The sequence below is a fragment of the Mycobacterium sp. IDUB_28 genome (assembly GCF_055419285.1).
Genome location: NZ_JBVAXK010000001.1, coordinates 409,406 through 432,987 on the forward strand (window position 1 = coordinate 409,406; position 23,582 = coordinate 432,987).

Consider the following 23,582-nt stretch of genomic DNA (forward strand, 5'->3'; position numbering starts at 1 on the left):
AGCGCAACCGCGCCGCGGTTCCGGCGCGCCGGTCGGGGATCAGCTACAGCGACAGATAGGAACGCAGCTCGAACGGCGTGACGTGGCTGCGGTAGTTCGCCCACTCGGTGCGCTTGTTGCGTAGGAAGAAGTCAAAAACGTGCTCTCCCAACGCCTCCGCTACCAGCTCGGAGGACTCCATGGCGCGCAGCGCGTTGTCCAGGCTGGTCGGCAGCTCCCGGTACCCCATGGTGCGGCGTTCCTCCGGGGTGAGGTCCCAGACGTTGTCCTCGGCCTGCGGTCCGAGCACGTAACCCTTCTCCACGCCGCGCAGTCCGGCGGCCAGCAGCACTGCGAACGCCAGGTAGGGATTGCACGCCGAGTCGGGACTGCGCACCTCCACGCGTCGCGACGACGTTTTGTGCGGCGTGTACATAGGTACCCGCACCAGGGCGGAGCGGTTGGCGGCCCCCCAGGAGGCCGCGGTGGGTGCCTCGCCGCCGTGCACCAGACGCTTGTAGGAGTTCACCCACTGGTTGGTGACGGCGCTGATCTCCGAGGCGTGCTCGAGGATCCCGGCGATGAAGGACTTGCCGACCTCGGAGAGCTGCAGCGGGTCGTCGTCGCTGTGGAAGGCGTTGACGTCGCCCTCGAACAGGCTCATGTGGGTGTGCATGGCCGAGCCGGCGTGCTGGCCGAAGGGCTTGGGCATGAAGGTCGCGCGGACACCTTCGTCCAGCGCGACTTCTTTCATGATGTAGCGGAAGGTCATCACGTTGTCGGCCATCGACAGCGCGTCGGCGAAACGCAGGTCGATCTCCTGCTGGCCGGGGGCGCCTTCGTGGTGGCTGAACTCCACCGAGATGCCCATGAACTCCAGGGCGTCGATGGCGTGGCGGCGGAACTTCGACGCGGATTCGTGGACGGCCTGGTCGAAGTAGCCGGCGTTGTCGATGGGCACCGGCTCGGTGCCGTCCTCGGGACCGGGCTTGAGGAGGAAGAATTCGATTTCGGGGTGCACGTAGCAGGAGAAGCCGAGATCGTTGGCCTTCTGCAGCTGGCGGCGCAGCACATGGCGCGGGTCTGCCCAGGACGGCGAGCCGTCCGGCATGGTGATGTCGCAGAACATCCGCGCGGAGTGGTGGTGGCCGGCTTTGGTGGCCCAGGGCAGTACCTGGAAGGTCGACGGGTCGGGGTGCGCGACGGTGTCGGATTCCGAGACCCGCGCGAAGCCTTCGATCGAGGACCCGTCGAAGCCGATGCCCTCTTCGAAAGCGCCCTCTAGTTCGGCTGGGGCGATCGCGACCGACTTGAGGTACCCGAGCACGTCGGTGAACCAGAGCCGGACGAAGCGGATGTCGCGCTCTTCCAGCGTGCGCAGGACGAATTCCTTCTGTCGATCCATATCCCGCACACTAGGCACGCTCTGTTAATTCCGTGTTACGCACGCCACGCCAGGCGCGTTGCGGCACTCACGCCTGACACCGCAAATTGGGCAGCGGCAGCGTCAGATCGAGCAGGTATCGCGCCACGGCGGCGTCCACGCAGTTGTTGCCGTCGAAGACGACGGTGTGCTGGGTGCCGTCGAAGGTGATCAGCGGCCCGCCGAGCTGACGGGCCAGGTCGACCCCGGCCTGGTACGGGGTGGCCGGATCGTGGGTGGTGGACACGACGACGACTTTGCCGGGCGGGGCCGGTGCCGCGGCGTGCGGTGTCGAGGTCGCCGGCTCGGGCCACAGCGCGCAGATGTCTCTCGGGGCGGATCCGGTGAACTGTCCGTAGCTGAGGAACGGCGCCACTTCGCGCAGGCGCCGGTCGGCGGTCACCCAGGACGCCGGATCGGTGGGGGTCGGCGCGTCGACACATCGGATCGCGTTGAACGCGTCCTGGCCGTTGTCGTAGTGGCCCTGCTTGTCCCGGCCGTTGTAGTCGTCGGCCAGCAACAGCAGGTCCCCGGCATCGGTGCCGCGCTGCAACCCGAGCAGGCCGCTGGTCAGGTACTTCCAGTGCTGCGGGGTGTACAGCGCGTTGATGGTGCCGGTGGTGGCGTCGGCGTAGCCCAGCCCGCGCGGGTCGGAGGTCTTGCCCGGGGTGGTGACCAACGGGTCCACCAGCGCGTGGTAGCGGGTGACCCACTGGGCCGGGTCGGTGCCCAGCGGGCACGCGGTGGACTTTGCGCAGTCGGCGGCGTAGTCGTTGAACGCGGTCTGGAAGCCCGCCATCTGGTTGATGGTCTGCTCGATGGGCCCGATGGTCGGGTCGATGGCGCCGTCGAGCACCATCGCCCGCACGTGCGGGGCGAACCGCTCGATGTAGGCGGTCCCGAGCTCGGTGCCGTAGCTGTAGCCGAGGTAGTTGATCTGTTCGTCGCCCATCGCCTGCCGCACCAGGTCCATATCGCGGGCGGCTGACGCGGTGCCGATGTTGGCCAGGAACGCCTGGCCCATCCGGTCGACGCAATGCTGGGCCAGTTCCCGGTAGACCTGCTCGATGTGCGCGACCCCGGCCGGGCTGTAGTCCACCATCGGGTCACGCCGGTAGGCGTCGAATTCCGCGTCGCTGCGGCAACGCAACTCGGGGGTGGAGTGGCCGACGCCGCGCGGGTCGAACCCGACCAGGTCGAAGTGCCGGGTGATGTCGGTGTCCTTGAGCTGGGGTGCCATGCCGGCGACCATGTCCACCGCCGACGCGCCGGGGCCACCCGGGTTGACCAACAGCGAGCCGATCCGCTGACCGGTGGCGGGAACCCGGATCACCGCCAACTTTGCCTGTTGCCCCGTGGGTTTGTCGTAATCGACGGGAACGGCGACGGTGGCGCACTGCGCGGTGGGGATGTTGGTGGTGTCGCTGATGAATTCGCGGCAGGGTCCCCAGCTCTGTTGTGGTGCCGCGGCGGGTGCTGCCGGCATCTGGGTCTGCCCGGTATCGGGTTCGGGCGTGGCCCCGGCGACCGGCAACGGCTGCCCGCAGAACACCAGACCACACGACAACAGCGCCGAGCTCACCGTTCTCAGGCGCAACATGGCCGAAATCGTCTCATTGTCGAATACCGCAGCAGGACGCGAAATGGTTACGCCTTGGTCGCTATTGCGCAGCGCGCGGTGCGTCGCCGAGCGTGCGTCTCACGACGCGACACTCCGTCGCGGCGTCGCGAGGTTCACAGTCGACGGCGCAAGCGCGTCAGCAGCTGGCCCCGGCCGGCGGCGTGGTGCCGTTGATCAGGTAGTCGGTGATGTGGTCGTCGATGCAGCCGTCCCCTTGGAACACCACGGTGTGCTGGGTTCCGTTGAACGTGAGCAACGACCCTTTCAGTTGGGCGGCCAGGTCGACGCCGGCCTTGTACGGCGTGGCCGGATCGTGCGTGGTCGACACGACGATCGTCGGCGGTAGGCCGGGAGCGCTGACGGCGTGCGGGCGGCTGGTCGGCGGTACCGGCCAGAACGCGCAGGTGCCCAGTGGCGCAAAGCCGGTGAACGAGCCGTAACTCATGAACGGTGCGACCTCGCGCGCGCGGCGGTCTTCGTCGACGACTTTGGCGCGGTCGGTGATCGGGGGCTGGTCAACGCAGTTGATGGCCACCCGCGCGTCGGTGGAGTTGTTGTAGTGGCCGTGTGAGTCGCGGCGCATGTACATGTCGGCCAGCGCGAGCATGGTGTCGCCGCGGTGTTCGTCGGCGAGTTCCTTGAGACCGTCGGTCAGGTGCCGCCACAGGTTCGGCGAGTACAGCGCCATGATGGTGCCCACGATGGCGTCGCTGTAGCTCAGGCCCCGCGGGTCTTTGGTCTTCGCGGGCCGGCCCACGGTGAGGTTGTCGGGGTCGACCAGCGGGTCCACCAGGTCGTGGTAGACCTGCACGGCCTTGGCCGGGTCGTCGCCCAGCGGGCAGCCCGAATCCTTGGCACAGTCGGCCGCGTAATCGTTGAACGCGTCTTGAAATCCTTTGGCCTGGCGCAGATCTGCCTCGATCGGGTCCGCGTTGGGATCCACGGCGCCGTCCAGGATCAGCGCCCGCACGTTCTGCGGGAAGGCCTCGGCGTAGGCCGCACCGATTCGGGTGCCGTACGAGTAGCCGAGGTAGGTCAGCTTGGCGTCACCAAGCGCCTTGCGGATGGCGTCCAGATCTCTGGCGACGTTGACGGTCCCGACGTTCGCCAGGAAGTTCTTGCCCATCTTGTCCACGCAACGCTGCACGAACTGCTTGGTCTCGTTTTCCATGCGGTCCACGCCGGCCTGGCTGTAGTCGACCTGCGGCTCGGCTCGCAGCCGGTCGTTGTCGGCGTCGGAATTGCACCAGATCGCGGGCCGCGAGCCCGCCACCCCGCGCGGATCGAAGCCCACCAGATCGAATCGTTCATGCACCCGCTTGGGCAGCGTCGAGAAGATGCCGAGCGCGGCCTCGATGCCGGACTCACCCGGACCGCCAGGGTTGATCACCAGCGAGCCGATCTTGTCCCCGCTCGCCGGAAAACGGATCAACCCGAGCGCAGCCACGTCACCGTCGGGATGGTCATAGTCGACAGGCACGGCGAGCTTGCCGCACATCGCGTTGCCGGGGATCTTCGCGGCGGGATTGGAGCTGCGGCACGGTGTCCACACCACCGGCGCGCCCAGCCGCGGCTCCGCCATGCGGGCGCGCCCGGCCACCACGTGAACGCAGCCCGCCACGGTCGACACCACGGTGGCCAGGACGGCCCAGACCAGCAGCTGGCGCGCGATCTCGGCGCGGCGAGTCAGGCACATGGCTCACCATGGTGCCAGAGGACCTGCACGGACCTGGTCAGCGGCCGATTTTCGGGGCGGGCTGGGTTCGCACCCCGGCCACTACCCCACTGAGACCAGTCCCGCGCGGGCGGCCGTTGCCTTCTTCAACGGGCAGGTCCGTGGCGAACACCACGATGCGTCGGGATCGCCCAGATGGCAGACTGTGGGGGTCAGACGAACCCGGGGACCCTGTGCAGGGCCACGAGGATCGACCCGACCACCACATTAGGACAACGATGTCTGAGAACGTCTACGGTTCGAATTCTGCTGCAGTTTCGGCGCCGCGACCCAAGATCCGCACCCACCACCTGCAGAAATGGAAGGCCGAAGGCCACAAGTGGGGGATGCTGACGGCATACGACTACTCGACGGCACGGGTCTTCGAAGAGGCCGGCATCCCGGTGCTGCTGGTCGGTGATTCCGCCGCCAACGTCGTCTACGGCTACGACACCACGGTGCCGATCTCGATCGACGAGTTGATCCCGCTGGTTCGCGGGGTGGTGCGGGGTGCCCCGCACGCGCTGGTCGTCGCCGATCTGCCGTTCGGCAGCTACGAGGGCGGACCGGCGGCTGCGCTGGCCTCGGCCACCCGGTTCATGAAGGAAGGCGGCGCCCACGCCGTCAAGCTCGAGGGTGGTGAGCGGGTCGCCGAGCAGATTGCCTGTCTGACCGCCGCGGGCATCCCGGTGATGGCGCACATCGGGTTCACCCCGCAGAGCGTCAACACATTGGGCGGGTTCAAGGTTCAGGGCCGCGGTGACGCCGCCGAACAGACCGTCGCCGACGCGATCGCCGTTGCCGAAGCGGGTGCGTTCGCCGTGGTGATGGAGATGGTTCCCGCGGAGTTGGCCACCCAGATCACCGGCAAGCTGACCATTCCGACCGTGGGCATCGGTGCCGGGCCGAACTGCGACGGTCAGGTGCTGGTGTGGCAGGACATGGCCGGGATGAGTGGCGGCAAAGCCGCTCGCTTCGTCAAACGGTTCGCCGACGTAGGCGGTGAATTGCGCCGTGCTGCAACGCAATACGCGCAAGAAGTGGCCAGCGGAACGTTTCCGGCCGAAGAGCACTGCTTCTAGCGGTTCGCTCAGCCGACGGCCGGTGGGGTACCCCAGAGCTCGATCACTTCGCCGATGTCGCGCAACATGACGTAGCGGTATCCGGACGCGTCCGCTTTGGCGCTGAACTCGTCGTAGGCGGCTCGGGCACCGGACTCGTCGCCCTGGTACACGGTGGTCGGCACGGGCGGCACTCCCGTGCTCTGCTCGTCCGCTTCACCGATCACGACGTTCCACGACTGCTCAGTCATGGCACCCACGCTAGTCGGCTCGTTAACCCTGATGTGGCAATCTATGGATGCCGTCCCTGGCCCCGCACGAACAGCGGACGGCTCCCGGTCCTCTCCCTGGAGATCAAATGCCTGCTAAAGCGTCGAAGTCGGCGCGACATCTGGAAGTCGAGCGCAAGTTCGACGTGATCGACTCGACCGTGTCGCCGTCCTTCGAAGGCATCGCGGCAGTGGCCCGCGTCGAGAAGCCGCCGGTGCAGGAACTCGATGCGGTCTACTACGACACCGCCGGACAGGACCTGGCCCGCAACCGGATCACCCTGCGCCGCCGCACCGGTGGGTCCGATGCCGGTTGGCATCTGAAGTTGCCCGCCGGACCGGACTCCCGTACCGAGATCCACGCCTCGCTGGAGGCGTCCGACAGCGACACCGTTCCGGCCGAGTTGCTGGATGTGGTGCTGGCCATCGTGCGGGACCGGCCGGTCAAACCGGTGGCCCGCATCACCACGCGGCGCGAGCGTCAGGTGCTGTACGACGGGCAGGGTGCGGCGCTGGCAGAGTTCTGCGATGACCACGTGACCGCATGGTCGGCCGCCGACTCCGAGGAGCAGCAGTGGCACGAGTGGGAGCTCGAGCTTGCCGGCACCGACGATGGGCAGGGAGCGAACCAGGAGCTGCTGGACCGGCTCAGCAATCGGCTGCTGGATGCCGGGGCGGCGCCGGCCGGACACGGTTCCAAGCTGGCCCGGGTGCTCGATCGCGAAGCGAAGCCGGCTGACGCCCCGACCGCAACGGACCCGGTCCATCGGGCGGTGGCCAAGCATGTCGAGGAGCTGGTCGCCTGGGATCGCGCGGTGCGCGCCGACGTCTACGACTCCGTGCACCAGCTGCGGGTGATCACCCGCAAGATCCGCAGCCTGCTCAAGGACTCGCAGGATTCCTTCGGATTGGCCGACGGCGCTTGGATTCTCGACGAACTGCGCGAACTCGCCGGGGTGCTGGGCCTGGCCCGCGACGCCGAGGTGCTCGGCGAACGCTACGAGCGGGAACTGAACGCACTTGATCCTGCGCTGGTGCGCGGGCCGGTGTGGGACCGGCTGGTCGAGGGCGCGCAACGGCGTTACCAGGTCGGGCTGCGGCGCTCGCTGGTCGCGATGCGATCCAAGCGGTACTTCCGCCTGCTCGACGCGCTGGACGAAGTGGTGGCTGAGCGCCCGGTGCCCGCCGCCGGTGCGGAACCGGCGCCGGTGACCATCGATGCCGCCTACAAACGGGTGCGCAAGGCCGTGCAGAAAGCCGAGGCCGCCAGACAGGCGGCTGACAGCGACGAAGCCGCCGCGGACGAGATTGTGGACGCCGATGAAGCCCTGCACGTGATCCGCAAGCGCGCCAAGAGATTGCGGTACACGGCGGCGGCCACCGGCGACGATCAGGTCGCTCAGCAGGCCAAGGTCATTCAGAGTCTGCTCGGCGACCATCAGGACAGCGCGGTCAGCCGGGAACACCTGCTCACCCAGGCCGACGCGGCGCACGCCGCGGGTGAAGACACCTTCACCTACGGTCTGCTCTACCAACGTGAGACCGAGATCGCGGAAACCAGCACCGCACAGCTGGACTCGGCGCTGCGCGACCTGGACAAGGCGGTGCGGCGCGCCCGGCGCTGAGTCGAAGCGCGCGGACGTTCAGAGCCTGGCGTCGAGGGCATCAGGAACTGCCGCCAGGAGCTTCGCGTCCGCAGTGAGCAGGGCGAGCCGCTCCACGGCCGCCTGGGCGACGAGGATCGCGTCGAATGGATCCTTGTGCGGTAGCGAGGTGAGCTCGAACGCGAGGGTGTGGTGACGGGTGATCGAAAGGTCCTGCAGTCCGGATCGGCTTATTGACTGGTCGAGGTCGTCCGGCAGCGTGAGCTTGCCGATTGCCGCCTTGATGGCAAGCTCCCAGGTGCTGGCGGCCGAGACGAATACGGCGGGGCTCGCCGTGATGTGAGCGCGCGCCGTTGTCCCCAGCCGCGGGTTGTCTTCCAGGAGCCAGATCAGGACGTGGGTGTCCAGCAACACCCCGTTCATTCGATGCCGAACAATGCGTTGACGTCGCTATCGGTGTCATCGAAGCGTTCGGTGTCGTAACCGAATTGGCCGGCGAGCCCGCCGAAGGCGATGTCGGTGCGCAAGTGCGGCACCAGATCGGCCACCGGTTTGCCGGCCCGCGCGATCGTGATCTTCTCGCCGTTTTCGACGCGGGCCAGCAGCTGCGACAGATGGGTCTTGGCCTCGTGAATATTTACGGTCGCCATGACGACCAGGCTAACTGACTTAGTCTAGTCAGACTAAGTCAGTTCAACGCCGGGAGACGGTTCAGCCAATCAGAGTTGCCGTCGACGGATTCACCGCCGATGACGACCTTGGGCACACCGGGATCGGGCAGGGCGCGCAGCAACGCGAGATTGTGCGCGGCGATGACGCGCGCGTCGTACGGGATGGGCAGGCCGAGCTTGATCAATTCCTGCGCTGACGGCGGCGCCCCGGCATGGTCGGCCAGACCGGCGAGTTGCTCGTTGCTCAGATCCGTCGGACCTTCTTCCTTCGGTTGCTGATCGGCGGAGAAGATCTGCTCGATGAATCGCCAGGTGACGTCGCTCGAGTGCGAGTGATCGGCGACGATGAAGGCCGCGTAGCTGGCACGGCTGTCGTAAGTGCCGCTGGCCGAATACTTTTCGAGGAAGTTGACGAGTCGCAGCTCGATGTGGAGGCGACCGGTCTCGATGCGGCGACCGATCTCGGTGCCCTGCTCGCGCACCATCTTCCCGCTGTAGGGGCACAGCGGATCCAGATACAACTCGATCTGGCCCGGCGCCGCCGGGTCGCCGATCGACAGGATGTCCCCGGCCGGCGCGGCATCGGCGCCGGATGCGCGTCCGGCACCGGGGGTCCACATCACCAGTGCCGCCAGTAGACCGAGCGTCACCGCGACGGCGATGGACTGACCTGCGGACCGTTTCACGACGGAGGTTCTGGTGACGCTCGCTGTCATGGTCACCATCATGTCGGACGGGTCAGGTGGGCCGGCGCGGAGCGGACGAGTTGGCCTGTAAGCCGGATTCTGTTCCCCACCGCCGTGGCGGTGACCAACGGCGGCAGAGCGGCGACCATCCATCTGGACACACCGTTGCCGGGTGCCTCGAGCGGCCTACCCGCAGACTCGGGCGAGCAGCCCTCGAACGTCTGCGCAGCCGCACGGTCGGTGCGACCTTCTTGGCCTTGCTTCGGGTGGGGTTTGCCTAGCCACCCCGGTCACCCGGGATGCTGGTGCGCTCTTACCGCACCGTTTCACCCTTACCACCGCAAGGGTGGCGGTCTGTTCTCTGTGGCACTTTCCCGCGAGTCACCTCGGATTGCCGTTAGCAATCACCCTGCTCTGTGAAGTCCGGACTTTCCTCGACACAGCGCTGCCCGAGCCCGTGCCGCGGTCGCCCAGCCAACTCGTCCGCGACGAACACGGTACTCGCTGAGCTCAGCCACGGCCAGAGGCCAGCGGCTACAGGTATGCGGTCTGGTTGACCAGGCGCACTGAGGAGGCGCCGTCCGGGTAGAACTCGGCGATGCTCAGCGACGCCAGATCGAGGTGCATCCGGTACAGCAGGCCCGACCCGGCGTCCAGCGCCATGCGCAGCAGCAACTTGATCGGCGTGACGTGCGAGACCACCAGCACGTTCTCGCCTTCGTGGGCGGCGATGATCCGGTCCCGCGCACGACGAACGCGGCGCAGCACGTCGTCGAAGCTCTCCCCACCGGGCGGGACCGTGCCGGTGTCGTAGAGCCACCGTCGGTGCAAGTCGGGATCGCGGGCGGCGGCCTCGGCGAACGTCAGCCCTTCCCACGCCCCGAAGTCGGTTTCGATCAGGTCCTGGTCGACGGTCACGTCCAGGCCCAGCGCCCGGGCCGCCGTGGTCGCGGTGTCGTAGGCGCGCTGCAGCGGCGAGGAGACGACGGCGGCGATCCCGCGCCGCTGATTGAGGTACCGGGCCGCCAAACCTGCCTGCCGCCAACCGACTTCGTTCAGTGGCGGATTACCCCGCCCGGAGTAGCGGCGTTGCACCGACAGTTCGGTCTGCCCGTGCCGCAGCAGCAGCAGTCGGGTGGGGATGCCGCGGGCGCCGGTCCACCCCGGCCCGACGGTGGACAGGGTGGAGGCTTCGCTGACGCCCTTGCGGGCGGATTCGGTGACCGGCACGACGACCTTGTCGACCCGGCGATCCGTCTGGGCTGCGGCGTCCATCGCATCGTTGGCCAGCCGGTCGGCGTAGGCGTTCTGTTCCCGCGGAATCCACGAGTAGCTGATCCGACGGAACTGCGCCGCCAGTGACTGCGCCTGGGCGTGCAGTTCCACCAGGTCCGGGTGCTTGACCTTCCACCGGCCCGCCATCTGCTCGACCACCAGCTTGGAGTCCATCAGGACCGATACCTCGGTGGCGCCCATCTTCACGGCGTCGTCCAGGCCGGCGATCAGGCCACGGTATTCGGCGACGTTGTTGGTCGCGCGGCCGATGGCGTGCTTGGACTCGGCCAGCACGGTCTGGTGATCGGCGGACCACACCACCGCGCCGTACCCGGCGGGTCCGGGGTTGCCGCGCGATCCGCCGTCGGCTTCGATGACCACCTTCACTGCTGAAAACCTTTGACTCGCAACAAAATAGCGCCGCATTCCGGGCACCGCAGTACCTCGTCCTCGGCGGCCGCGGTGATGCGGGCGAGTTCGCCTCGGCCGATCTCGATCCGGCAGGCTCCGCACCGGTGTCCTTGCAGCGGCCCGGCCCCCGGGCCTCCCCCGGCCCGCTGGCGTTCGTAGAGCGCCGATAGCTCGGCGTCCAGCCCCGCGGCCAGCTCCTCGCGGCGGGCGCGGTGTTCGCCGCGGGTCTGCTCGAGTTCGGCGAGGGCGGCGTCCAGGGCCTGCTGGGCGGCGGCCAGGTCACTCTGCAAGGCCTCGATGGCACCGGACTCGATGTCGTGCTGCGCCTGCAACTCTTCGCGTCGTTCCATCACTTCGAGCAGCGAATCTTCCAGGCTGGCCTGGCGACGCTGCAAGGTCTCCAGCTCGTGCTGCAGGTCAGCCTGTTGCTTGGCGTCGGTGGCCCCTGAGGAAAGCAGCGAGCGGTCGCGGTCTTCGCGTTTGCGCACCCCGTCGATCTCGGACTCGAAACGCGCCACCTGGGCGTCCAAGTCCTCGATGGCGATCCGCACCGCGGCCAACCGGTCACTGGCGGCGGCGTGTTCGCCGTGTACCCGCTCGTAGTCCTGTCGTTGTGGCAGGTGGTCGGCGCGATGCGCCAGCCGGGACAGCTCGGCATCCAAGGTGGCCAGTTCGAGTAGCGAACGCTGTTGTGCTACTTCGGCTTTCATGCGTGATCTCCAGCTCTCGGTCTCAGCACCGGTCCCCACCCGATGCCAGGTTCCACGGATCGGTGCGCAGGGTTGATACCCGCACCGGCAAGGACGACCCGAATCGCGCCCGCAGCACCGCGGCCGCCTGCGCACACCAGGGGAATTCACTGGCCCAGTGCGCGACGTCGATCAGGGCGACCTGCGATTTCCGGTGGTGCTCGTCGGCGGGATGGTGGCGCAGGTCGGCGGTGACGTAGGCCTGCACACCCGCACCGGCCACCGCACCGAGCAGCGAATCCCCCGCTCCCCCGCAGACCGCGACCCGCGACACCGGCAGCTCGGGATCACCGGAGGCCCGCACGCCCCAGGAGGTCTGCGGCAGCGCCGCACCGACGCGGGACACGAAGTCGCGCAACGGTTCAGGCTGCGGCAGCACCCCGATGCGACCCAACCCGGTATCGGCCGGTGGTGGCGCCAGGGCAAGGATGTCGAACGCCGGCTCCTCGTAGGGGTGGGCGGCGCGCATCGCCGCCAGGACGCCGCCGCGAATGGCCGCCGGTGCGATGGCCTCGATCCGGTCCTCAGCCACCTGTTCGATGGTGCCGATGTCGCCGATCGCCGGCGTGGCCCCCTCGTGGGGCAGGAACTGGCCGATACCGGTGACACTCCAGCTGCAGTGCGAATAGTCGCCGATGTGCCCGGCCCCGGCCGCGAAGATCGCGTTGCGCACCGCGTCCGCGTCCTCTTTCGGCACGTAGATGACCCATTTGTCCATGTCGCACGGGACCGGCGAGCGGTCCAGCACCGCCTCCACCGTCAGGCCCAGTGCATCCGCGAGCGCGTCGGACACCCCCGGTGCCGCGGAGTCGGCGTTGGTGTGCGCGGTGAACAGCGAGCGGCCCGAGCGGATCAGCCGGTGAATCAACGCACCCTTGGGTGTGTTGGCCGCGACCGTGTCGACCCCGCGCAGCAGCAGTGGATGGTGAGCCAGCAGCAATCCCGCGTCGGGCACCTCGTCGACGACGGCGGCCGTCGCGTCGATCGCGATCGTCACCGACTCGAGCACGTCGGCGGGGTCGCCGCACACCAGCCCGACGGAGTCCCACGACTCGGCCAGCCGAGCCGGGTAAGCCTCCTCCAGCACGTCGATGACATCGACCAGCCGCGCGCTCACCGGTGCCCCCCGCTGGGCGCGCAGGCGGACATCTCGATCAGCCGTGCCACCAATACGGGCCACTCGGCACGCACCGCGACCCGCAGATAAGTCGCGTCCAGGCCGACGAAGGTATCACCCCGGCGAACCGCAATTCCGTTGTTGCGCAGATAATTTCGTATTCGCTCCGCATCAGGGCTGCGGCACAGCAGAAATGGCGCCGACCCGTCGACCACCGCGAATCCCGCCGACTCCAGACCGGCCACCATCGCCGTGCGGACCGCCGCCAACCACGCGGCATCGGCCGCCGCCTCGGCCACGGCCTGCGGCGCGCAGCACGCCGCGATCGCGGCCAGCTGCAGCGTGCCCACCGACCAGTGCGGGCGGGTGACGGTCAACCGGGCCAGCACGTCCGGTGCCCCCAGTGCGTAACCCACCCGAAGCCCGGCCAGCGCCCAGGTCTTGGTCAGACTGCGCACCACCAGCACGTCGGGCAGCGCGTCGCCGGCCAGCGACTCCGGTTCCCCGGGAATCGCATCCGCGAATGCTTCGTCGATCACCAGGATCCGCCCGGGCCGGCGCAGCGCCAGCAGGTGCTCGCGAGTGTGCAGCACCGAGGTCGGGTTGGTCGGGTTCCCGACCACCACCAGGTCGGCGTCCTCAGGAACCTGCGCGGTGTCCAGGGTGAACGGCGGCCGCAGCACGACGTGGTGCACCGGGACGCCGGCCGCGGTCAGCGCCGCCTCCGGCTCGGTGAACGACGGCGCGATCAGCGCCGCCCGGCGCGGGCGCAGGTTGCTCAGCAGCGCGAATCCCTCAGCGGCGCCGGCCAGCGGCAACACGTCGTCGATGTCCCGGCCGTGACGCGCGGCGACGGCGTGTCGGGCGGCCTGCAGGTCAGCGGCGCCCGGGTAGTGGGCCAGGTCGGTCAAGCGCCCGCCGAGTTGTTGCAGCAGCCACGGCGGCGGCTGGCTGTGCCGGACGTTGACGGCGAAATCGAGCATGCCGGGCATGACGTCCTGATCGCCGTGATGGCGCGCCAGCGCAAGGCGAGTTGACGCGCTCTGGTCCGCAACTGCCATCACTGGAACATTAGTGCGCGATCGTGGGTGTCAGACATCCGGCGCATCCCAGCGCGGCCCGACATGGGCATCGACCACAATGGGGGCCGTGACAGGTTCCATCCCGGACGTGACGCCGCAGCTGGTGATTTTCGATCTCGACGGCACTCTCACCGATTCCGCCGTCGGTATCGTGGCGTGCTTCCGGAACGCGCTCACCCTGGTCGGCGCGCCGTTTCCGGACGGTGACCTGGCCGCCCGGATCGTCGGCCCCCCGATGGACGAGACGTTCCGCGCGCTGGGGCTCGATGGGCGTGCCGACGAGGCTTTCACCGCGTTCCGGGCCGAGTACGGGACTCGCGGATGGGCGATGAACAGCCTGTTCGACGGGATTGCGCCGCTGCTGGCCGATCTGCAGGCCGCCGGGGTGCGGCTGGCGGTGGCCACCTCCAAGCTGGAGCCGACGGCGGTGCGCATCCTGGATCATTTCGGGCTGGTCCAGCACTTCGAGGTGATCGCCGGCGCCTGCCCGGACGGTTCGCGCAAGTCCAAGACCGAGGTGCTGGCCCACGCGCTCGCACAGCTGCAGCCGCTGCCCGAGCGGGTACTGATGGTCGGCGACCGCAGCCACGACGTCGACGGTGCGACCGCGCACGGCATCGACACGGTGGTGGTCGGTTGGGGATACGGCCAGGCCGACTTCGCCGACCGAGAGCCGCCGGACCGCGTGACGCACGTCGCGACCGTCGACGAATTGCGGAGGATCCTGGGTGTCTGATTCGGAGAAGCTGCATGTGACGTTCGTGTGCAGCGGCAACATCTGCCGCTCGCCGATGGCCGAGAAGATGTTCGCCCACCAGATTCAGCAACGCGGCCTGGACGACGTGGTGCGGGTGACCAGCGCCGGCACCGGCAGCTGGCACGTCGGCGAGGGCGCCGACCGGCGGGCCAGACAGGTGCTGCGCGACCACGGCTACCCCACCGAGCACCGCGCGGCCCAACTGAACGACGAGCATCTGGCAGCAGACCTGGTAGTGGCTCTGGGCCGCAACCACGAACGGATGCTGCGCGAACTCGGCGTCGAGCACCAGCGGCTGCGGATGCTGCGCTCGTTCGACCCCCGCTCAGGAGCGCACGCCCTCGACGTGGAGGACCCCTACTACGGCGACCACGGCGACTTCGAGGAGGCCTTCGTCGTCATCGAGGCCGCCCTGCCGGGCCTGCACGACTGGGTCGACGAGAGGCTCGCGCAGAACGGGACCGGTTGATGGCCCGCAGAGTCCCGAGTCTTACGTTCCTGCTGCGGCCGGGCTGGGTGGCGCTGTGGCTGGTGTGCATCGCGTTCACCTACCTGTGTTTCACCGTGCTGGCGCCGTGGCAGCTGGGCAAGAACACCAGGACGTCGCGGGAGAACCAGCAGATCACCGATTCCCTGAGCACACCCCCGGTCGCGCTCAAAACATTGTTGCCGCAACAGGATTCGTCTGCGCCCGAGGCGCAGTGGCGCCAGGTGACCGCGACCGGACATTACCTGCCGGACGTGCGGGTGCTGGCCAGACTGCGGGTCGTCGAGGGCGACCAGGCGTTCGAGGTGCTGGCGCCGTTCGTCGTCGACGGCGGGCCGACGGTGCTGGTCGACCGTGGCTACGTACGGCCCGAGACCGGGTCGCACGTGCCGCCGATCCCGCGTCCACCGGAGCACACCGTGACCCTCACTGCACGCCTGCGCGATTCCGAGGCGCTGGTGTCCGGCAAGGAACCGCTCACCAGAGACGGCTATCAACAGGTGTATTCGATCAACACCGGTCAGGTCGCGGCGCTGACCGGCGTGCCGCTGGCCGGGTCGTATCTGCAGTTGGTCGAGGACCAGCCCGGAGGCCTCGGCGTGATCGGGGTGCCGCACCTGGATGCCGGGCCGTTCCTGTCCTACGGCATCCAATGGATTCTGTTCGGCGTCGTGGCTCCCGCCGCGCTGGGATATTTCGTCTACGCCGAGGTCCGGGCGCGGCGACGGGAGAAGGCGCTGCAGCCGTCGGTGGAGCCGGTGGCGCCGGCGGCTGACATGCCGATGACCGTCGAGGAGAAACTGGCCGACCGGTACGGTCGCCGGCGTTGAGGCGGATTGTCTTCACGCGGTTCGGGCGGCGCGCTGCCAGGCGGCCGGGCGGAGCAACCGCAGCCCGTTCAGTCCGACGATCACGGTGGAGCCCTCGTGTCCGGCGACGCCGAGCGGCAATGGCAGCGCTCCGGCCAGGTCCCAGATCACCAGCGCGGTGATGAAGGCAGCGGCAATCGTGAGATTGGCGATTACGACACGGCGCGCTTGCCGGGCCAGCGCGATGACGGCCGGGACGGTGGTGAGGTCATCGCGGACGATCACGGCATCGGCAGTCTGCAGGGTGAGGTCGGATCCCGCGCCGCCCATGGCGATACCGACGTCGGCGGCGGCCAGCGCTGGGGCGTCATTGATGCCGTCCCCGACCACCGCGACGCTGTGACCGTCGGCTTGAAGTTGCTGGACCGCGGTGACCTTGTCCTCGGGCAATAGCGCCGCGCGGACGTCGGTGATGCCGACCCGGGCGGCGAGCTGGTTGGCGGGAGCGGGATTATCGCCGGTCAGCAATATCGGTGCACTGCCGGTCAATTGCCGCACAGCATCGACTGCGGCGGCCGCTTCGGGGCGGAGCTGGTCGGCGAGGCCGAAGACGCCGACCGGACGCTGCTGGCATGTCACCGCGATGGCGGTGTAGCCGCTGCGGTGCAGCGCCTCCACGGCGGCGGCCAGCGCTGACGTCTCGCGGGTGCCGGTGGCTCGGGACAGCGACGCCGGCGAGGCGACACCGATCGAACGCCCCTCGATGACGGCCGTGACACCCCGTCCCGGGCAGGCGGCGAAAGCTTCGGCCGCGGGCAGGTCCAGGCCACGCTCGCGGGCTGCGGTCACGACGGCCGCGGCCAGCGGGTGCTCACTGGGGTACTCGGCTCCTGCTGCCAGCCGCAGCAGTTCATCGGCGCTGAATCTCGGTTCGAGGCAGCGTATTTCGTTGAGTTCGGGAATCCCGCGGGTCAGCGTGCCGGTCTTGTCGAAGGCGACCCGGGAAGTGGTGCCGAGCTGTTCCATCACGACCGCGGATTTCGCGAGCACCCCGTGGCGGCCGGCGTTGGCGATGGCGGCCAGCAGGGGCGGCATGGTCGCCAGCACGATCGCGCACGGTGACGCGACGATCATGAATGTCATGGCGCGGAGCAACGCTCGCTGCACCGATTCGCCGGCCAGCATCGGTATCGCGAACACGGCCAAGGTCAGCACCACCATGGCGAACGAGTACCGCTGCTCGACCTTCTCGATGAACAACTGCGTGCGAGCCTTGGTTCCACTCGCTTGCGCAACCAAGGCCGCGATACGCGCGACGATGGAGTCCGCCGAGCGGCGATCGACCCGGATGCGCAGCGCCCCAGTGCCATTGAGGGTGCCGGCGAACACCTTGTCGCCCGCGCTCTTGGCCACCGGCAACGGCTCACCGGTGATGGTCGCTTGATCCACGTCGCTGCTCCCGCCAATCACGACGGCGTCCGCGGCGACGCGTTCGCCCGGACGAACCACGATGACGTCGCCGACGTCCAGGTCCGCGGCTGTCACTACCTCTTCGCCGCCGTCGGCGCGGACACGGGTGGCGGTATCGGGTGCCAGCTCGAGCAGTCCGCGCACCGAATCCTCGGTGCGAGCGGTGGCCAGAGCCTCCAGCGCACCCGATGTGGCGAAGATGACGATCAGCAGGGAGGCGTCGGTGATCTGACCGATAGCGGCGGCGCCCATGGCAGCCACCACCATGAGCAGGTCGACATCCAGGGTGCGGCGGTGCAGCGCCTGCAACCCGGCCAACCCTGGCTGCCAGCCGCCGGCCACACAGCAGGCCAGATACATGGCCCACCACACCTCACCTGGTCCGCCGAGCAGCTGCGCCGTCAGACCGGCGACGAAGAACACCAATGACAGTGCCGCCCAGCGCATCTCCGATAGCGCCAGCAGCGGCGTGCGCCGCACCGGCAGGACCGGTGTCCGCTCGGGTCGCGCAGCGGCGAATGTCGAGATGGACACCGATACCTCCAAGACCGCAGCCGGAACCAGGCCGACGATACCAGACGATATGAACATGTCTTCATATATATAGTGGTGGGATAAACTGCCCAGGTATGGGACATGGTGTCGGCGGCCGCGAGCGACCCACGACGCGCCTCGACGCCGAAGCGGTAGCCCATGTGGCTGCCACGCTGCAGGCGCTGGCCACACCGTCCCGCTTGCTGATCCTGACCGAACTGCGTCAGGGACCGCGTCCGGTCACCGACCTGGCCGACGCGATCGGGATGGAACAGTCAGCCGTATCGCATCAGCTGCGATTGCTCCGTCATCTCGGACTGGTGGTGGGTAACCGCAGCGGCCGCAGCATCGTCTACAGCCTCTACGACAATCACGTGGCGGAACTGCTCGACCAAGCCATCTACCACAGCGAACACCGGCGTCTCGGCATCAGCGACCCCACCCAGTCCGCAGGATGAAGCGCAACTCCCCGTGAGCTCGATCGCGATGCTGCCGACTCGGTGACCTGGGTTGGGCCGCTTGACCGGTGGCCGCGGGCGGGACCGGCCAGCCCGGGGCCGCCGGGCGGGCTGCGATCGAAATGAAATAGTGAACGCATGAGGACTCGGTCCGATGTCGGCGACGACACCGTCGAAGGACCGCAACCCGGTGCATCGCCGGCATTGCGATTGAACGGCGTCGGCAGGACCTACGGCACCCCCCCTACCCAGGTCGTGGCCCTGCGCGCGGTGAACCTGGAAGTCCGGGCCGGCGAATTCGTCGTACTTCTCGGACCGTCCGGATCGGGGAAAACCACACTGCTCAACGTCATCGGCGGAATCGATCAACCGTCCGAAGGGACGATCGAGGTGTACGGACGCCAGGTCGAACTGCTGAATCGCAAGCTGCGCACCCAGTATCGCCGCGACCAAGTTGGGTTCGTCTTCCAATTCTTCAACCTCGTGCCCACCTTGACCGCACTCGAGAACGTCGAAGTACTCGCCGAACTGACCGGCCCGGACGCGGCGCGCCGAAGTCGTGCCGCTCTGGACCAGGTGGGTCTCGGTGCGGTTGCGAACCGCTTTCCCGCGCAACTGTCCGGCGGCCAGCAACAACGGGTGGCGATCGCCCGGGCAATCGTGAAGCAGCCGCCGCTGCTCTTGTGCGACGAACCGACCGGCAGCCTTGACCTGGTCACCGGCCGACAGGTCTTGGCCACATTGCGCGATCTGACGCGAGATAAGCAGCACACCCTCGTCGTGGTCACCCACAACGCCGAGATCGCCCGGATGGCCGATCGCGTCCTCTGGTTACATGCGGGCGCGATCAGCAAGTCCGAAGTAGTCGAAAATCCAGTAGCAGCAACGGATTTGAACTGGTGAGTCGCTCGCTGCGGCGCAAAGTCCGTCGGGATGTCTGGCGGGAGCGGTGGCGCTTCGCGGCTATCGCCGCAATCATCGGCATCGGCGTTGCGGTGTTCGTCGCCGCCACCGACGGCTACCGAAATCTCGACGACTCCCTGGACCGGTCCTACGCCACCCAACGGCTGCCGGACGCGATCGTGTCCGGACCCGGTGCGGTCGGGCTCACAGACGCCGTCGCCACGTTACCGGGCCGGCCACTTGTCGAGGCGCGCCATCACGCCGACGTCGGATTGCGGTTGAACCGGCACGCCATCTACGGACGTGCTATCGGCATACCGGAGGCCCGCCAGCCCGATGTGTCGTTGCTCGACATGCAAACCGGGGTCCTGCCGGGCCGGGGGCAGGTGGTGCTCGAGCAGCACCTCGCCGACCATTATCACCTTGACCGCGGCGACACCATAGAAATATTGGGAGCGCAAGGCTGGCAACACTTTTCGGTCGCCGGCTCGGCGATGTCCACCGAGTACCTGTGGCCGGCGCGCTCCGCGCAGGAGATCCTCACCACGCCCGAGGACTTCGGTGTGGTGTTCCTGCCCGATGACGAATTGCGCCGTGTGCTGCCGCGCGCCGGCGAGCAGATCGCCGTGTTCGCGCGCGATCGCTCCGAGGCGAGCGCTCTGATCGCCGCCACCGGCGACATCGCCCGGAATACGGGGCTGCAGTTCGTTCCTCGCGACCAGCAGGGGTCGTATCAGACGCTGCGCGACGACGTGAAGCAGTTCGGTAGCCTCGCCGGCATCCTGCCGTGGCTGTTTCTCGCCGCCGTGGTGCTGGGGACGTATGTGCTCCTGTCCCGGATCGTGTGGGCGCAGCGGGCCGTTATCGGAACCCTGATCGCCAACGGGCTTTCGCCGAACACGGTGCGCCGACATTACCTGGGTTACGGTCTCGCCTGCGCCGCGGTGGGGACACCGCCCGGGTTGCTCGGTGGTTACCTGTTAGGGCAATTCATCACCACCAGGTACACCGAGGCCATCGCGCTGCCGATGCACCTGACCCAGATGCATGTACTGACATACCTGTTGGCCGCCGCCGCCGCATTCTCGGTCGCACTGGTTGCTGCGGTGGCGCCGGCGACTGCCGCGGCCAGAATGCAACCCGCAGAAGCCATGCGGATGGCCCCGCCGAGCGTGCGGGGTCGTCGCAGCCTGGTCGAACGCCTGGTGCCGGTGCTCGAGCGCGCCCCGGCCCGGTGGCGCATGATGCTGCGGTCCATCCTGCGCAATCGTCGGCGAACGGCGTTCACCGCGGTGGGAGTGGCGGTTTCGGTGATCCTGGTGATGGTGTTCGCCGGCATGCGCGACACGGTCCCCAGCATGGTCGACCGCCAGTTCGGGCAGATCGAGCGCCAGGATGGCGACGCGGTGGTATCCGGTCCGGTCGAGGCCGTTGCGGACAGGCTCCGCGCGGACCCTGACGTCGCCGCTGCCGAAGCCTTCAGTTCCTACGGCGTCACCCTTTCTGCTGCCGCCCACCGGTACGACACAATGATGATCGGGCTGTCACCCCAGACCCAGATGCACGCGTTTCCGGCCGAATCGGGAGCCGACCGACTGACCGGCGACGGAGTCCTGCTCGGGGTAGGTCTGCGCGACACCCTGTCGGTCTCGCTGGGTGACCGCATCGACATCGCAGTGCCGCAGTCGAAACTCCGGTTCACCGAACGGGTGGCCGGATTCGTCGACGAACCATTCTCGCCCGTCGTGTACATCTCACTGAACCAGCTTCGGGCACAAGCGGCTTCGCTGCCGCCGAATGGCGTGCGGATCAAACTCAAGCCGGGCACCGACGCGCGCTCGGCAGGAGACCGGATCGCCGCCGTCCCGGGCGTGGTCGCGTACCGGTCGACGACAGCGCTGGCATCCACCATGCGGCAGGCCTTCAGCCTCTACAACACGCTCGTCAACATCATGCTCGTCCTCGCGGCCGTGATGGCGGCCGCGATGTTGTACAACGCGATGTCGGCCAACATATCCGAACGGTTGGGCGAACTCGGCGCACTGCACGCCGAAGGTATGAGCGCCGGCATGCTCGCCCGTCTGATCGCGACCGAGAATTTCAGTATTGCCGCAGCCGCGGTCCCGTTCGGGATTGTCGGCGGGATCCTCGACGCGGAGCTGTTGTTGTCGACCTATACCAGCCACGGCTACCATGTGCGCCTCGAGATGCATACCGCGACACCGCTAGTCGTCGCATCGGCGATTCTGCTTGCCGCTGTGCTGGCGCAGATTCCGGTGGTGCGAAGGATTTACGGCATCGATCTGGCACGGATCGTGCGGGAGCGCGCCTTGTGATCGTGAAGGGTTGAGCGCCCCTCGAGTGGCGTGCGGCGGTAGCGGTCGAACGTCGACGCAGGGACGGGTCATCAGGTCGCCAGATCCGAAGCGCACACTGCCACCGGTGGTGTCGGCCCCACGGGAGTGGCCGGCCCGAGGGCCGAGGTGAACTCCGACCACAAGCGAGTCGCACGCACGAACCGTTGCGAGACCACCGTGCGGTTACTGCCGATCGCGCCGATGAACTCGGTGGCCGCCAACCGAACTGCCTGGGGCCATATTTGGTTGCGAACCTGTGCCGTGCCGGGTTCGTATGCAATGCCGACGCGTTCGGAGATCGGCACATCTGTTGTCGCAGCGCGGGTGTCAGGACGCCGGTGCCACCAGGTGGATCCGTGGGTATGGGCGAGAACCAACTCACCGGCCTCGGATCCGGCCGTGATGGTATGCATCAGGCGCGCATAGTTATCGGGGTCGTCAGGGCACAGTTCGTTCTGGATCAACAGGTCGACGGTCACATCGCCCAGGATCATCCGGCCGGCGACAAAGGAACTCGGCGGGCCCTCGGTACGGGGCGGCACCACGATGCGAGCCGGCGTCAGCGGGCCGACGACGGCACTGAGAACGGTGAACAGCGGATAGGACACGTGGATCGACGAGCGGGCGTGAACGTAGCGTATCGGCGCAATCTTATCGAGAGCTCTTGCCGCCGTGATGAATTGGCGCATCGGCGCAACCCGGCTGTAGAAGTCGTTGACGGCGTAGAGTTTCGAGTTCGCTTTGGCCACCCGCAGTAGCTTCAGGACCTCGTCGGCATGAACGGGTTGCTCCTGCAGCACGTGTATGCCGCGCGCAAGCAACTGTTCGCAGATCTGGGCGCCTTCGCCCCCCACCACTGCAGAGCGCACCACCACGAAGGCGATGTCGACAGCCGGCAGGGCGGCCAGGTTCGGGTAGAGCGCTATGCCGAGCCGATCCGCCAGGTGTGCCGACGCCGCAGATCCGGTGGAGACCAGTCCGACCAACTCCACGGGCGATTCGGGCGCGGCCAAACCTTCGGCGTAGACCGCGCCGAATGTCGCTCCGACCACGACGGCCGTGGGTCGTTCCCGGCGGCTCGCGGTCACAGGGCACCTTCCTCGATCGTCGAGTCGTCGACCACAGATACCGCGGTGCCTGGCACGGCCTCGACGACGAAGTCCAATGCGTGCCGCGGCGTTTCGATGCTCCAGAACGGCTGGGCGCCGGTCCGCGCGTCCGAATAATGCTGGGCCGCGTAGGCGGTCACGGCTCCGGTGACGCGGTAGCTGTCCGTGCAGGTGAAAGCGAGGGTTCTGGGAACGGGACCGGCGCCGGCGGCGGCGACTATCGCGAAGTAAGGTCGGCGGCCGAAGAGGTCCAATTTGGCCGCCTCGAGCACCGCATTCAGGTCTTGCGACCTCTTGTCGTCCACCGCCAACAGCTGCATCGCACGCGTGGTGCGTTCACTGTCGAACACGTTCAGCCACTGGACATTGCTGGTGCCCAGCCGGGCTGCGACCGCGACGGTTTCGGCGTCCAGGTATGGGTGCACGCTGACCGATCCCGGAAAATACTGCGCCGGAGCGGGTTTGCACTCAGCACGGCTGATCCGTCGCACCGTCCCGCCGCGCCAGGCGGCACCCGGGTAGCCGTGTGTGTCGTGCAGGCTGGCGAGGTATTCCAGCACCGACGCGGGCGTCAACCGCTGCAGTCCGCCGCACCACACGGTGATGTCGTCGGTCTGCTGCTCGGCAAGCACCCGGAGCAGCAATCCGGACAGGCCGGGCTGCACACCTGTTTGCAGGACGACGGGGACTGGCGCCGTCGCATACCGGTCGAGCAGTGCCTGGTCGCCGCCCGGGTCGATATAGGGCACCCCCGCTTCGATGGCGGCCCCGGCGACCTGTGCGCTGAGCTGTTGGGACGGACCGGCGCAGTTGATGATGACATCGCAACGGGTCAGGGCAGCGTCGAGTGCGGCCCGATCGGTCACGTCGAGTCGCGTTGTCTCGATGTCCCCCACCACGGCTGAGGCCGCCTCGCGCAGGCGGGTTTCGTCGCGACCGGCGACCACCACAGCCAGGTCGTCGCGGTGTGCCAGCACGGCAAGGCAACTTCGGCCCACCGCGCCGGTACTGCCGAGCAGCAATGCATTCCGCACCG

At 67.9% G+C, this 23,582-nt stretch carries 22 protein-coding genes and 1 other RNA gene; 8 read left to right on the top strand and 15 right to left on the bottom strand.

Annotated elements, in window-relative coordinates; all coding sequences use genetic code 11:
• Positions 1-43: 43 nt before the first annotated feature.
• From glnA to ACZYZ9_RS01965, 3 genes are all read right to left on the bottom strand, one after another.
• Positions 44-1,384 (bottom strand): type I glutamate--ammonia ligase, encoded by a 1,341-nt coding sequence (gene glnA, locus ACZYZ9_RS01955; protein WP_463824515.1) that lies wholly within the window; start codon positions 1,382-1,384, stop codon positions 44-46.
• A 67-nt stretch (positions 1,385-1,451) separates the two neighbouring features.
• Entirely contained in the window at positions 1,452-3,011 is a 1,560-nt protein-coding gene (locus ACZYZ9_RS01960; RefSeq protein ID WP_463824917.1) for an alpha/beta hydrolase, read from the bottom strand.
• Between the two features lie 148 nt (positions 3,012-3,159).
• Positions 3,160-4,719 (bottom strand): alpha/beta hydrolase, encoded by a 1,560-nt coding sequence (locus ACZYZ9_RS01965; RefSeq protein ID WP_463824516.1) that lies wholly within the window; start codon positions 4,717-4,719, stop codon positions 3,160-3,162.
• Positions 4,720-4,976: 257 nt separating this feature from the next.
• Here ACZYZ9_RS01965 and panB point away from each other — a divergent pair, with 257 nt between their 5' ends.
• Complete coding sequence (gene panB, locus ACZYZ9_RS01970) at positions 4,977-5,819, top strand: 3-methyl-2-oxobutanoate hydroxymethyltransferase (protein WP_463824517.1); 843 nt, start codon at positions 4,977-4,979, stop codon at positions 5,817-5,819.
• An 8-nt stretch (positions 5,820-5,827) separates the two neighbouring features.
• Here the strand turns inward: panB and ACZYZ9_RS01975 are convergent, their stop codons facing one another.
• Positions 5,828-6,049 (bottom strand): hypothetical protein, encoded by a 222-nt coding sequence (locus ACZYZ9_RS01975; RefSeq protein ID WP_463824518.1) that lies wholly within the window; start codon positions 6,047-6,049, stop codon positions 5,828-5,830.
• A 107-nt stretch (positions 6,050-6,156) separates the two neighbouring features.
• Between ACZYZ9_RS01975 and ACZYZ9_RS01980 the strand changes: the two genes are divergently transcribed.
• Entirely contained in the window at positions 6,157-7,692 is a 1,536-nt protein-coding gene (locus ACZYZ9_RS01980) for a CYTH and CHAD domain-containing protein (protein ID WP_463824519.1), read from the top strand.
• A gap of 18 nt (positions 7,693-7,710) precedes the next feature.
• Here the strand turns inward: ACZYZ9_RS01980 and ACZYZ9_RS01985 are convergent, their stop codons facing one another.
• The 8 genes from ACZYZ9_RS01985 to cobC form a co-directional block, all read right to left on the bottom strand.
• Entirely contained in the window at positions 7,711-8,094 is a 384-nt protein-coding gene (locus tag ACZYZ9_RS01985) for a type II toxin-antitoxin system VapC family toxin (protein ID WP_463824520.1), read from the bottom strand.
• Positions 8,091-8,321, bottom strand: coding sequence for a type II toxin-antitoxin system Phd/YefM family antitoxin (locus ACZYZ9_RS01990; protein WP_463824521.1), 231 nt, complete (start codon positions 8,319-8,321; stop codon positions 8,091-8,093). Before ACZYZ9_RS01990 ends, ACZYZ9_RS01985 begins: the two co-directional genes overlap by 4 nt.
• A gap of 38 nt (positions 8,322-8,359) precedes the next feature.
• The gene (locus tag ACZYZ9_RS01995) at positions 8,360-8,962 is read right to left on the bottom strand and encodes a DsbA family protein (RefSeq protein WP_463824918.1); all 603 of its coding nucleotides are present in this window, start codon (positions 8,960-8,962) and stop codon (positions 8,360-8,362) included.
• Positions 8,963-9,100: 138 nt separating this feature from the next.
• An RNA gene (gene rnpB, locus ACZYZ9_RS02000) (RNase P RNA component class A) lies at positions 9,101-9,510 on the bottom strand.
• A gap of 52 nt (positions 9,511-9,562) precedes the next feature.
• Positions 9,563-10,690, bottom strand: coding sequence for a bifunctional RNase H/acid phosphatase (locus ACZYZ9_RS02005; RefSeq protein ID WP_463824522.1), 1,128 nt, complete (start codon positions 10,688-10,690; stop codon positions 9,563-9,565).
• Positions 10,687-11,424 carry a zinc ribbon domain-containing protein gene (locus tag ACZYZ9_RS02010; RefSeq protein ID WP_463824523.1) on the bottom strand — a complete coding sequence of 246 codons (738 nt, stop codon included), beginning with the start codon at positions 11,422-11,424 and terminating at the stop codon, positions 10,687-10,689. Before ACZYZ9_RS02010 ends, ACZYZ9_RS02005 begins: the two co-directional genes overlap by 4 nt.
• A 22-nt stretch (positions 11,425-11,446) precedes the next feature.
• A complete protein-coding gene (locus tag ACZYZ9_RS02015; RefSeq protein ID WP_463824524.1) occupies positions 11,447-12,580 on the bottom strand; it encodes a Nif3-like dinuclear metal center hexameric protein in 1,134 nt (377 codons plus the stop codon).
• Positions 12,577-13,641, bottom strand: a complete 1,065-nt coding sequence (gene cobC, locus ACZYZ9_RS02020) for an Rv2231c family pyridoxal phosphate-dependent protein CobC (protein WP_463824525.1) — start codon at positions 13,639-13,641, stop codon at positions 12,577-12,579. Before cobC ends, ACZYZ9_RS02015 begins: the two co-directional genes overlap by 4 nt.
• A 79-nt stretch (positions 13,642-13,720) precedes the next feature.
• Here cobC and ACZYZ9_RS02025 point away from each other — a divergent pair, with 79 nt between their 5' ends.
• Genes ACZYZ9_RS02025 through ACZYZ9_RS02035 form a run of 3 tightly spaced genes read left to right on the top strand, consistent with a single transcriptional unit; the run spans position 13,721 to position 15,736 of the window.
• Positions 13,721-14,398, top strand: a complete 678-nt coding sequence (locus tag ACZYZ9_RS02025) for an HAD-IA family hydrolase (protein WP_463824526.1) — start codon at positions 13,721-13,723, stop codon at positions 14,396-14,398.
• The gene (locus ACZYZ9_RS02030) at positions 14,391-14,888 is read left to right on the top strand and encodes a low molecular weight protein-tyrosine-phosphatase (RefSeq protein WP_463824527.1); all 498 of its coding nucleotides are present in this window, start codon (positions 14,391-14,393) and stop codon (positions 14,886-14,888) included. The genes ACZYZ9_RS02025 and ACZYZ9_RS02030 overlap by 8 nt, the downstream gene beginning before the upstream one ends.
• A complete protein-coding gene (locus tag ACZYZ9_RS02035; protein WP_463824528.1) occupies positions 14,888-15,736 on the top strand; it encodes an SURF1 family cytochrome oxidase biogenesis protein in 849 nt (282 codons plus the stop codon). Before ACZYZ9_RS02030 ends, ACZYZ9_RS02035 begins: the two co-directional genes overlap by 1 nt.
• A 12-nt stretch (positions 15,737-15,748) precedes the next feature.
• Here the strand turns inward: ACZYZ9_RS02035 and ACZYZ9_RS02040 are convergent, their stop codons facing one another.
• The gene (locus ACZYZ9_RS02040) at positions 15,749-17,719 is read right to left on the bottom strand and encodes a heavy metal translocating P-type ATPase (RefSeq protein ID WP_463824919.1); all 1,971 of its coding nucleotides are present in this window, start codon (positions 17,717-17,719) and stop codon (positions 15,749-15,751) included.
• Between the two features lie 95 nt (positions 17,720-17,814).
• Between ACZYZ9_RS02040 and ACZYZ9_RS02045 the strand changes: the two genes are divergently transcribed.
• From ACZYZ9_RS02045 to ACZYZ9_RS02055, 3 genes are all read left to right on the top strand, one after another.
• Positions 17,815-18,177 carry an ArsR/SmtB family transcription factor gene (locus ACZYZ9_RS02045; protein ID WP_463824529.1) on the top strand — a complete coding sequence of 121 codons (363 nt, stop codon included), beginning with the start codon at positions 17,815-17,817 and terminating at the stop codon, positions 18,175-18,177.
• A gap of 138 nt (positions 18,178-18,315) precedes the next feature.
• Positions 18,316-19,080, top strand: coding sequence for an ABC transporter ATP-binding protein (locus ACZYZ9_RS02050; protein ID WP_463824530.1), 765 nt, complete (start codon positions 18,316-18,318; stop codon positions 19,078-19,080).
• Positions 19,077-21,416 carry an FtsX-like permease family protein gene (locus tag ACZYZ9_RS02055; RefSeq protein ID WP_463824531.1) on the top strand — a complete coding sequence of 780 codons (2,340 nt, stop codon included), beginning with the start codon at positions 19,077-19,079 and terminating at the stop codon, positions 21,414-21,416. Before ACZYZ9_RS02050 ends, ACZYZ9_RS02055 begins: the two co-directional genes overlap by 4 nt.
• 71 nt (positions 21,417-21,487) lie before the next feature.
• Here ACZYZ9_RS02055 and ACZYZ9_RS02060 read toward each other — a convergent pair whose 3' ends face one another.
• On the bottom strand, positions 21,488-22,525 hold the full coding sequence (locus ACZYZ9_RS02060) for a Gfo/Idh/MocA family oxidoreductase (protein WP_463824532.1): 1,038 nt from the start codon (positions 22,523-22,525) through the stop codon (positions 21,488-21,490).
• The gene (locus tag ACZYZ9_RS02065) at positions 22,522-23,580 is read right to left on the bottom strand and encodes a saccharopine dehydrogenase NADP-binding domain-containing protein (RefSeq protein ID WP_463824533.1); all 1,059 of its coding nucleotides are present in this window, start codon (positions 23,578-23,580) and stop codon (positions 22,522-22,524) included. Before ACZYZ9_RS02065 ends, ACZYZ9_RS02060 begins: the two co-directional genes overlap by 4 nt.
• Positions 23,581-23,582: the final 2 nt, after the last annotated feature.

Excerpts from the sequence above, each read along its gene's own strand:
- ACZYZ9_RS01990 (WP_463824521.1), bottom strand. The coding sequence starts at position 8,321 with ATGGCGACCGTAAATATTCACGAGGCCAAGACCCATCTGTCGCAGCTG.
- ACZYZ9_RS01965 (WP_463824516.1), bottom strand. The coding sequence starts at position 4,719 with ATGTGCCTGACTCGCCGCGCCGAGATCGCGCGCCAGCTGCTGGTCTGG.
- ACZYZ9_RS01995 (WP_463824918.1), bottom strand. The coding sequence starts at position 8,962 with ATGTGGACCCCCGGTGCCGGACGCGCATCCGGCGCCGATGCCGCGCCG.
- glnA (WP_463824515.1), bottom strand. The coding sequence starts at position 1,384 with ATGGATCGACAGAAGGAATTCGTCCTGCGCACGCTGGAAGAGCGCGAC.
- ACZYZ9_RS01985 (WP_463824520.1), bottom strand. The coding sequence starts at position 8,094 with ATGAACGGGGTGTTGCTGGACACCCACGTCCTGATCTGGCTCCTGGAA.
- ACZYZ9_RS02025 (WP_463824526.1), top strand. The coding sequence starts at position 13,721 with ATGGGGGCCGTGACAGGTTCCATCCCGGACGTGACGCCGCAGCTGGTG.
- ACZYZ9_RS01980 (WP_463824519.1), top strand. The coding sequence starts at position 6,157 with ATGCCTGCTAAAGCGTCGAAGTCGGCGCGACATCTGGAAGTCGAGCGC.
- cobC (WP_463824525.1), bottom strand. The coding sequence starts at position 13,641 with ATGGCAGTTGCGGACCAGAGCGCGTCAACTCGCCTTGCGCTGGCGCGC.
- ACZYZ9_RS02035 (WP_463824528.1), top strand. The coding sequence starts at position 14,888 with ATGGCCCGCAGAGTCCCGAGTCTTACGTTCCTGCTGCGGCCGGGCTGG.
- ACZYZ9_RS01975 (WP_463824518.1), bottom strand. The coding sequence starts at position 6,049 with ATGACTGAGCAGTCGTGGAACGTCGTGATCGGTGAAGCGGACGAGCAG.
- ACZYZ9_RS02045 (WP_463824529.1), top strand. The coding sequence starts at position 17,815 with ATGGGACATGGTGTCGGCGGCCGCGAGCGACCCACGACGCGCCTCGAC.
- panB (WP_463824517.1), top strand. The coding sequence starts at position 4,977 with ATGTCTGAGAACGTCTACGGTTCGAATTCTGCTGCAGTTTCGGCGCCG.
- ACZYZ9_RS02010 (WP_463824523.1), bottom strand. The coding sequence starts at position 11,424 with ATGAAAGCCGAAGTAGCACAACAGCGTTCGCTACTCGAACTGGCCACC.
- ACZYZ9_RS02050 (WP_463824530.1), top strand. The coding sequence starts at position 18,316 with ATGAGGACTCGGTCCGATGTCGGCGACGACACCGTCGAAGGACCGCAA.